The following is a 9304-nucleotide window of genomic DNA, read 5'->3' as shown; positions in this document are numbered from 1 at the left end:
GCGCACCCCGATGGGTGCGCGGCACTCGTGCGGGGGGAGCGGGTCAGGCCTTGAGGTCCGCACGGCGGCGCAGGACGTGGGCCCCGACACCGAGCAGCAGCAGCGCCCCACCGAGGCCGGCGAGCGGGCCGTTGTCCGAACCGGTGGCAGCCAGCTCGGGGCGGGCGGCCGGGGCCGCCGCGGGGGCGGCACCGGGCACGGCGACCGGGATCGCCGAGGCCGGGGCGGCGGTGATGGTGAAGTCGGCGGCGCCGACCGCGTCGGGGTTGCTGGGGTCGCCGCAGACGACGATGGCGAGCGCGTCGCCGGTGTCGACGAACTCACCGGCGGTCAGCGTGTCGTTGTAGGTGACGGTGCCGTCGGCGGCCGGGGTGACGACCTCGTCGAGGAAGGGCTCGTCGTTCTCGCCGACGCCCGCGAGGACCTCTGCGGTGGTGGTGCCGGGGGCGCAGGCGCCGGTGATCGTGTACTTCGACCCGATGGCGACGGTGTACGGGCTGACCGTCACGTCGATCTCGTCGAAGAGGAGGTCGGTGGCCAGCAGGAACTGGGCAGAAGCCGTGCCGAGGGCGGCGGGCTCGTCGTAGCGGAAGCAGTCGACGGTGACGTTCGCGGCGCCGAAGTCGCCCTTGGAGACGTCGAGGTCGGCGGAGTAGGACAGGTCGGTCCCATCGACCTTGACGCTCTCGCGGGCGATCTCGGTGCCGTTCTGGGAGACCGTGAGCACGGCAGCCGTGCTGCGGGCGGCGCACGTGCCCGAGGCGTTGAGGACCTGGTCGGACATGACGACGTCCGACGGGTCGAGCTTGATCGTGGTCCCGGGGGCCGCGCTGGCCGGACCGGCCAGGAAGAGGCCGGCGCCGAGGACGGCGACGGCAGCCGCGGCGGACAGGCGGAAGCGGGCAGCAGGCATGGGGTTCCTCGTGGGTTCGTGGTGTCAGGGCGAGCAGGTGCGGTGCTCGCGCGGCGACAGTAGCGAGCGGGTGCCGCCCACACCGACAAAACGACACGCATTGCGTCTCGACGCAACACACTCGGGCCGAACGGCCGAGGTCAGCCGCCCACGCAGCCCGGTGACTGCAGGGGCCTCAGGGCCGCGGTGGTCTCCTCCGTCACGAACGCGAACGGCACCGCGCTGTCCTCGAACCGTGCCGGCACGGCGACGACCCCCGCGGCAGCCGCGCCGCGCAGAGCCCTGGCCAGGGACAGGATCTGGGGCACCCGGAGACCGCCGTCGCGACGCAGGCTGGGCCCGGCGGCCCAGAGGGCGCGCTGCACGGTGACCGGGTCGTCGAGCGCGGCACTGACCCCTCCGAGGACCTGGGCGGCATGGGTGGAACGCGTCGGGTCGGCGGCGCGGTCGGCCACCCACCGCCCACCGCGCTTCACCTCCGGGTGCCGCGAGCGCACCCAGGCAAGGGCCTGCCGGCCGTCGAGGCGCTGCGGGCCGGCCGGCAGGTCGAGCTGGGCCCGCCGGTCACGGGTGGGCGCGGCCAGGGTGACCCGGACCCCACCGACCGTGTCGACCAGGTCGACGAGGGCGGCGAAGTCGGCGACCACCATGTGGTCCACGCCGACGCCCACGTCGGCGCAGAGGCTGTCGACCAGCGCCTTCGGGCCGTCGGCCAGCGAGAGGCCGAGGCGGTGGGGGGCGTCCCGCTCCTCGCCGACGTAGAGGTCACGCGGCACGGAGTACAGGCGAGCCGGTCCGTCCTGCGGGGCCCGCAGGAGCAGGACGAGGTCGGCGCGCTCACCGTGGGGCTGGTTGGCGTCCGCGTAGCGGCGCTGGTCCGCCGCGTCGAGCCGCTCGCGCGAGTCCGAGGCGACCAGGAGGTATGTCGTGCCGCCGCCGGACCGCGACGGGCTGACGTCGAGCCGCGTCACCCGGGCGCTGAGGACCAGCGCGTCCCCGACGACCACCAACGCCGCCACGAGCAGGGTGGCCGCGGCGACGACGCCGGCGCGACGCCGGCGGGTCCGGGACGCCACCCTCAGGCCCGGAGGTCCAGCGCACGGGCGATCGGCACGCCGGCCCGGTAGGACAGGTGCACGTGCGAGGGGGCGTCGAGCACGGTGAGGTCGGCGCGGGCGCCCACGACCAGCCGGCCGACGTCGTCGCGACGCAGCGACCTCGCCGAGCCGGCTGTCGCGGCGTACACGGCCTGCCCCGGCGTCAGGCCCATCTCGCGAACGGCGAGGGCGATGACGAACGGCATGGACGAGGAGTAGCAGGTGCCCGGGTTGCAGTCGGTGGCGAGGGCGATGTCGACCCCGGCCTGCAGCAGGGCGGCTGCGTCGGGGTAGGGCGAGCGCGTAGAGAACTCCACGCCCGGCAGCAGCGTGGCGACGGTGGTGCCGGCGGCGAGCGCGTCGACGTCCGCGCCGGACAGGTAGGTGCAGTGGTCGACACTGGCGGCGCCGAGCTCGACGGCAAGCTGGACGCCGGGTCCGGGGCCCAGCTGGTTGCCGTGGACGCGCAGCCCGAGCCCGGCCTCCCGCCCCGCGACCAGCACGGCACGGGCCTCCTCGGCGGTGAAGGCGTGGGCCGAGTGGGGCTCGCAGAAGACGTCGACCCAACGGGCGTACGGCGCCGCGGCCGCGAGCATCGGGCCCGTCACCAGGTCGAGGTACGCCGCGCGGTCGGCGGCGTACTCGGCCGGCACGACGTGCGCCCCGAGGAACGTCGTCTCCTGCGTGACCTCGCGGGCCAGGCGCAGGGCGCGCACCTCGTCCTCGACGGTGAGCCCGTAGCCGCTCTTCACCTCCACGGTGGTCGTCCCCTGCGCGCGCATCTCCGCGACCCGGGCGGCCAGCAGCGCGCGCAGCTCGTCGTCGGTCGCGGCACGGGTCGCAGCCACCGACACCCCGATCCCGCCGCCGTCGTAGGGCGTGCCGGCCATCCGGGCAGCGAACTCGTCCCCCCGGTCGCCGGCGAACACCAGGTGGGCGTGGGAGTCGACGAAGCCGGGTAGGACGGCTCGGCCGCCGACGTCGACGCGCCGGTCGGCGGCGGGCGCCGCCGACTGCGGACCGATCCACGCGACGAGGCCGTCCTCGACCACCACCGCGGCGCCGGTCCGGGCGCCGAGCCCGTCCGTGCCGGCCCCGTCACAGGTGACGAGCTCACCGATGCCGGCGACGACGGTGCTGCTCACCGGTGCTCCCGCACGGCGGCCAGCGACGACGTCAGGAGGCCGGCCACGTCGCCCAGCCGGTGCTGCCCGTCGCGGACGACGACCCGGCCGCCGACGACCACCAGGTCGACGTCGGAGCGCGTGGCGCTGTAGAGGATCTGGCCTGCCTTCGAGCCGGCGGTGTTGACCGTGTCGGTGCGCACGAGGACGAAGTCTGCAGGCTCGCCGTCGGCAACCGTGCCACCCTCGGCCCACCCGAGGCTGCGGTAGCCGTCGACGCTCGCGGCCCGCATGAGCTCGTCGGCGGTGAACCGGCCACGCTCGTTGCTCGCGAGGCGCTCGTGCATCTCCAGGCCCCGGACCTCCTCGAAGAGGTCGATCACGGCGTGCTGGTCGGACCCGAGGGTCAGCCGCACGCCCGCGTCGGCCAGCGCCCTGGCGGGTCCGATGCCGTCGGCGAGGTCGCGCTCGGTCGTGGGGCAGAAGCACGCGGTGGTCCGGTGGTTTCCCAGCAGCGCGGTGTCGTCGTCGGTGAGGTGGGTGGCGTGGACCGCGGTGAAGCGCTGGGTGAGGAGCCCCGCGTCCGCGAGCAGGCGGGTCGGCGTCGCGCCGTAGAACATCTGGGTCGCGAGGTTCTCGCCCGGCTGCTCGCTGACGTGGGCGTGCACGGTGCGTCCGCGGGTCACCTCGGCCAGCGGCTTGAGCTGGTCGCGGGGTACGGCGCGCACGGAGTGGACGGCTGCGCCGACCCGGGTCGTGGCATCGGGCTCCAGGGCGGCCACCCGCGACGCCCAGGCGTCGACGTCCCCGTCGGAGAACCGCTCCTGCACGTCGTCCAGCGGCAGGTGCCCGTCACCGGTGAGGCCGCCGGCGAGGTAGCACGTGTCGAGCAGCGTCAGCCGCACCCCGGCCTCCCGGGCCGCCTCGACGAGGGCGTGCCCCATCGCGTTCGGGTCGCTGTAGTGGCGTCCTTGCGCCTCGTGGTGCAGGTAGTGGAACTCGCCGACCACCGTGATGCCTGCCAGCGCCATCTCGGCGAACACCGCCCGGGCAAGCGCGTGGTAGGTGTCCGGCGTGAGGTGCCGCGTCACGGCGTACATCTGCTCGCGCCAGGTCCAGAAGTTGCCCCCGTCGCCGTGGGTGCGGCCCCTCAGGGCGCGGTGGAAGGCGTGGCTGTGCGCGTTGGCGAGGCCGGGCAGCAGGACGCCGTGCAGGCGCTCGTCACCGGGCTCGGGGCGGGCCCTGCGGCGCACGCCAGCGAAGCGGCCGTCGACGACCTCGAAGCGCACCTCGGTCGCGAGTCCCGTGGGCAGCCAGGCGTGCTCGGCCCAGTACGTCGTCATGCCCGGCCGCCCGCACCCGGACCCTGCGCGCCCGCGAGGTCCTCCAGGACGGTGGTGAGCGCCTGGACGCCCTCGAGGCAGTCGGACAGCTCGGCATGCTCGCGGGGCGAGTGCGAGACACCGGTGGGGTTGCGGACGAAGAGCATCGCCGTGGGCACGCCGGCGTTGGCGAGGATCCCCGCGTCATGGCCTGCCCCCGTGCCGAGGGCCGGCACGTCGCCCAGCACCGTCTGCAGCCGGGCGCCGAGCACCGCGTCGAACGGCGTCGAGGCCGTCCAGGACTCCTCGCTCACCACCCCGCCGGCCTGCTCGACCATCGAGCGGACGTCGGCCACCGCCCGGCGCACCGCCCGCGGGCTCGCCCCGCGCGCGTCGAGCCAGCCGGTCACGGCGCTGGGTATGGCGTTGACCCCGCCGGGGGTGACGGCGACCTTGCCGACCGTCGCGACGCAGCCGTGCGTGGTGGCCGCCTCCCGTGCGGCCAGCACGGCGCCGGCGAAGCCGAGCATGGCGTCGTGGCGGTCCTCGAGCCGCGTCGTCCCCGCGTGGTTGGCCTCGCCGGGGAAGTCGAGCCGCCAGCGGCCGTGCGGCCAGATGTCGGTGCCGACCGCCACCGGGTGGCCGAGGTCGACGAGCGCCCGGCCCTGCTCCACGTGCAGCTCGACGAACGCGCCCACCCGGGCGACGGTCTCGTCGTCGCGGCCGATCTGGTGCGGGTCCCGGCCCGCGGCCTGCAGCGCGTCGGCCATAGTCGTGCCGTCGGCGTCGGTCAGGCTGCGGGCACGCCGACCCGTCATGGCGCCGGTGATGACCCGTGACCCGGCGCAGGCGACCCCGAAGCGGGCGCCCTCCTCGTCGACGAAGTTGACGACGCCGATGGGGCGTCGGGGCGTAAAACCATTGTCGCGCAGCGCATCGAGCGCCGAGAAGGCGCTGACCACACCGAGCGGGCCGTCGAAGGCACCCCCGTCGGGGACGCTGTCGAGGTGCGACCCGGTGACGACGCCGGGGTCGCCGTCACGCACCGCCTGGTCGGGGTCACCCCACCACGCCCACTGGTTGCCCATCCGGTCCTCGGTGAGGTCGAGCCCGCGGCGGGCGGCCTCGGCGGCGAACCACTCGCGCAGATCGTGGTCGGCCCGGCTCCACGCGAACCTGCGGTAGCCGCCCGAGCGCTCGCTGCGCCCGACGGGCTCCAGCTCGGCCCACATCGACTCGAAGCTCACGGCGCCCTCTCCACGACCTCGGCTGGCACGGGTGCCGACCCGCGGCGCGGTCGGCGAACCAGACCATTCCACACCAGGGACGTGACGCGCGTGCCCGGCTCGCCCCGCATACCGTCTCGGATGGCAGACGCCCGGCTTCGGCAGGCGCCCTTGGGGTAGACCGGGCCCATGCGAATCGGAAACGTCGACGTGCGGCCCCTCGGGGGGACCGCAGGCTGCCTGACCATGATCCTGGTCTCGGTGCTGCTCTCGGTCGTGCTGACGGTGGTGCTCAACCTGCTTCTGCGCTGAGCTCCGCGGCGTCCAGCCCACTCCGGCTGGGCCGGCCCGGCGGGCGGGTGCCGCTCACTAGGCTGGCGCCAGGACGAGCACGGCCGGGAGGTTCGGGTGGAGAGCGTGACCAGCGCCGATGTCGCGCGCGACAGCGGGGTCTCGCGGACGACGGTCAGCTACGTCCTCAACGACACCCCCGGGGTACGGGTCTCGGACGAGACGCGCGCCCGCGTACGGGCCTCGGCGGACCGGCTCGGGTACCACCCCTCGGTCGCCGCGCGGACGCTGCGCACCGGGCGCAGCGACCTCGTCCTCTACGTCCTCCCGGACTGGCCGCTCGGGCCGGCCGTCGACACCCTGCTGGACCACCTCGCCGGTGAGCTGGCGCAGCGTGGCCTCACCCTCCTGGTCCACCACGCCCGGCCCGGCCGGCCGCTGCGCGAGCTGTGGCGCACCGTCACGCCCCTGGCCGTGGTGGGGGTCCTGGGGTTCACGCGCGAGGACCGGGAAGCCATGCAGCGGGCGGGGATCCGGGCCATCGAATCACCGTTCTCGGGAGACGTCCCCGACGTCTTCGCCGCGACGCAGGAGCGCATCGGGAGGCTGCAGGCTGCCCACCTGGTCGCCAGGGGCTGCACGGTCCTCGGCTACGCCGCCCCAACCGACTCCCGGGTCGGGCTGTTCGCCGAGCTTCGGCTCGCGGGTGTCCGGGCAACGTGCGCCGAGGCGGGACTGCCGGCCCCGGTCGTCGTCCCGGTCGAGCTCACGACGCAGGCGGCGCGGACGGCGCTGCGCACCTGGCGGGACGGGGACGCCCCGGTCACCGGGGTGGCCGCCTACAACGACGACGTCGCCCTCGCGGTCCTCGCCGCGGCCCGGGCAGAGGGGGTCGCCTGCCCCGACCAGCTAGCCGTGGTGGGAGTCGACGACACCACCGCGGCGCAGTTCTCGGTGCCGACGCTGACGACCGTCGCGCAGTCCCTGGACGCCCAGGCGCGACACCTGGCAGCCGCCGTCGTGGCCGCCCTCGACCACTCCGGCACGGCAGGACCGCCCCCGGACGACACCTTGCGCCTCGTCGTCCGGGGGTCGGCCTGAGCGGTTACGGGGCCGGGTAGTCCGTGACGAAGACGGGCACCCCGACCTTGGTCGTGTCGGCAGCCCCGCCCACGCCGTTGACCACGTGGTCCAGCACGCCGCCACCGAGGTTGACCGTGAGCAGGTGGTGCAGGCGGACGCCCGGCGCCTGCGGCACCTCGAAGCCGTTCGCGGTGTGGATCGACGGGTCGTTGCGGTTGTATACGTAGGACCCGCCGCCGTACAGCCGGTGGCTGGTCACGCCGTCGGCCACCTTGTACGCGGCCCAGCCGCGGACCCCGTCGTGGTCCCAGTCGGCCTGGGTCGGCGGGTCGTAGGGCAGCTCGTTCTGGAAGAAGATCGTCGTGCCGCGCTCCCCGTTCCAGACGACGTTGTGCTGCTGGAAGTGCTCGACGAACAGGCCCGTGGCGGTGACGTCGTCACCGTTGACGACCACGCCGTTGAGCCCCGTGTTGGTCCGCCAGCGGTCGGTGTCGCCACTCACCCCGGCGGTGAAGGGCTCCACCCCGTGGTCGGCCCGCCAGACCCAGGTGTGGTCGACGAGGACGTCGTCGCTGTTCACCTCGAGAGCGGTCCGGGTGCGCCCGACGTGCGGTCCGCCGACCCTGAAGTAGACGTCCGAGAGGGTCGTCGGGTCGCTCGAGGCGTCATGCGGGACACCGTTGTTGCCGTGACGGGTGCCGACGCGCAGCAGGGCCGGAGACTCGACCGTCCCCGCGTCGACCGTGACGCCGGCGACGACGACCCCAGGCACGTCCGCGACCGTCAGGGGGACGGCCCCACCGACCGCGGTCAGGGTGGCGTGGCCCAGGCCGAGCACGACCGTCCCCGGGCGCTTGATGCTGATGCTCCGGTCGACGTCGTAGACACCGGGGGTCAGGAGCAGGTCGAGCCCGCGGGCCAGCTGGTTGTCGATCTCCTGGACCGGCGTGGACGGCGTCGCCACGAAGAACCGGTCGAGCGGCACGGTGCGACCCGGCGTCATCCCTGCTCCCCACGAGATGCCGCGGCTGTCGCGCTGCGCGGAGGGGACGCGCACGGCGTACCGGCCCTGCTGGTCGACGAACAGGTAGGGCTTCTCGCGGCTCACCGGCGTGCGGTCGAGCGTCGAGTACGGCGGGTCGGGGAAGCCGGCCTCCGCCGGCGCCCCGACGACGCCGGAGAACACGGCGTTCCACACGCCGTTGCTCCAGCCCGCGAGCTCGCTGTTGCGGGTGAACCACTGCTGCTGGGAACCGTTGATGGTGAAGGGAAGTCGCGAGTCGGCGATGAAGCCGCCACTGGCGTACTGCGGTCCGGCGGTGCAGTAGTCCATCAGCGACAGGTTGGCCCCGCTGATGTCGAGCCGGCGCATCGAGACGGCCTGCGACACCGCCCAGAAGTTCGCCGAGGCGCGGCAGCCGTCCTGTCCGGTGGCGTCCACGTGGAGGGTGAGGTTGGACAGCGTCCGCCAGAAGTTGTCGAGGGCGATGCAGTTGCTGGTGCCGCCGTCACCGAGGCAGCGGTTGTAGACCTCGACCTTGCCGTTGATGGTCACGTCACCCGGGGAGGCTCCGAGGCCGGCGACCTCGGTGTAGTAGCCGACCTTGACCTGCAGCGGCTGGGCGGCCGTGCCGTAGGTGCCGGGCGTGAAGAGGAACGCGTGCCGGGCGGTCCCCATCTCGTTGTCGACCTGTTGGGCGGCGAACGCGTCGAGCGCGGACTGGATCTGCGCGACCGGCATGGTCGGGTCGAAGACGGTGACCGCCGGGCCGAGGGCAGGTGCGGCCGGGTCGGTGGGTGCCGCCGGTGCGGCTGGTGCGGCTGGTGCAGTCGGCGCGGCGGCCGCGGCGTGGGCGCTCGGGGCCACGAGGCCGCCGAGCGCGAGCGTGGCCACGGCCGCGAGGGCGAGCACCGGGGTACGGGACCGCCTGCGACGGCTTGGCAAGGGGTGGTGGGGCACGGGGCACCTCTTCGTCGAGGGACTGGTGACTCGTGTCACCACCGTGCAGGGTGGCCGGGGGCCAGGACCGTGTCAAGGGCGCGTCCACGCCTCCGCAGCCCCTGCCGCGGCTGGTGAGGGCGCCCCGGACTTTCGGCCACTCGCCCGCAAGCCSCAGCCCCGCGCCCTACTCAGCACGAAACTTTCGGCCACTCGCCCGCAAGCCCCAGCCCCGCGCCCTACTCAGCACGAAACTTTCGGCCACTCGCCCGCAAGCCCCAGCCCCGCGCCCTACTCAGCACGAAACTT

General features: G+C 74.3%; 8 protein-coding genes. 2 read left to right on the top strand and 6 right to left on the bottom strand.

Annotation, left to right across the window (positions count from 1 at the left end):
- Positions 1–43: 43 nt before the first annotated feature.
- From AB4Z02_RS18505 to AB4Z02_RS18485, 5 genes are all read right to left on the bottom strand, one after another.
- Positions 44–913: an LPXTG cell wall anchor domain-containing protein gene (locus tag AB4Z02_RS18505; protein WP_441972815.1), complete on the bottom strand. Its 870-nt coding sequence runs from the start codon at positions 911–913 to the stop codon at positions 44–46.
- Positions 914–1053: 140 nt separating this feature from the next.
- Positions 1054–1989, bottom strand: coding sequence for an LCP family protein (locus tag AB4Z02_RS18500; RefSeq protein ID WP_441972814.1), 936 nt, complete (start codon positions 1987–1989; stop codon positions 1054–1056).
- A gap of 2 nt (positions 1990–1991) precedes the next feature.
- Positions 1992–3155: an imidazolonepropionase gene (gene hutI / locus AB4Z02_RS18495; protein ID WP_441972812.1), complete on the bottom strand. Its 1164-nt coding sequence runs from the start codon at positions 3153–3155 to the stop codon at positions 1992–1994.
- Positions 3152–4477 (bottom strand): formimidoylglutamate deiminase, encoded by a 1326-nt coding sequence (locus AB4Z02_RS18490; RefSeq protein ID WP_441972810.1) that lies wholly within the window; start codon positions 4475–4477, stop codon positions 3152–3154. Before AB4Z02_RS18490 ends, hutI begins: the two co-directional genes overlap by 4 nt.
- Positions 4474–5688 (bottom strand): allantoate amidohydrolase, encoded by a 1215-nt coding sequence (locus AB4Z02_RS18485; RefSeq protein WP_441972817.1) that lies wholly within the window; start codon positions 5686–5688, stop codon positions 4474–4476. The genes AB4Z02_RS18490 and AB4Z02_RS18485 overlap by 4 nt, the downstream gene beginning before the upstream one ends.
- 183 nt (positions 5689–5871) lie before the next feature.
- Here AB4Z02_RS18485 and AB4Z02_RS18480 point away from each other — a divergent pair, with 183 nt between their 5' ends.
- Together AB4Z02_RS18480 and AB4Z02_RS18475 are read left to right on the top strand one after the other, a co-directional pair.
- Positions 5872–5994, top strand: coding sequence for a hypothetical protein (locus tag AB4Z02_RS18480; protein WP_441972808.1), 123 nt, complete (start codon positions 5872–5874; stop codon positions 5992–5994).
- A gap of 105 nt (positions 5995–6099) precedes the next feature.
- The gene (locus AB4Z02_RS18475; protein WP_441972806.1) at positions 6100–7074 is read left to right on the top strand and encodes a LacI family DNA-binding transcriptional regulator; all 975 of its coding nucleotides are present in this window, start codon (positions 6100–6102) and stop codon (positions 7072–7074) included.
- 4 nt (positions 7075–7078) lie between these two features.
- On the opposite strand, the gene AB4Z02_RS18470 is transcribed toward AB4Z02_RS18475, so the two are convergent.
- Complete coding sequence (locus AB4Z02_RS18470) at positions 7079–8968, bottom strand: adenylyl cyclase (protein ID WP_441972804.1); 1890 nt, start codon at positions 8966–8968, stop codon at positions 7079–7081.
- Positions 8969–9304: the final 336 nt, after the last annotated feature.

The organism is Pedococcus sp. 2YAF34 (assembly GCF_052114585.1).
Lineage (GTDB): Bacteria > Actinomycetota > Actinomycetes > Actinomycetales > Dermatophilaceae > Pedococcus.
This window is presented reverse-complemented; position numbering and strand designations above follow the sequence as displayed.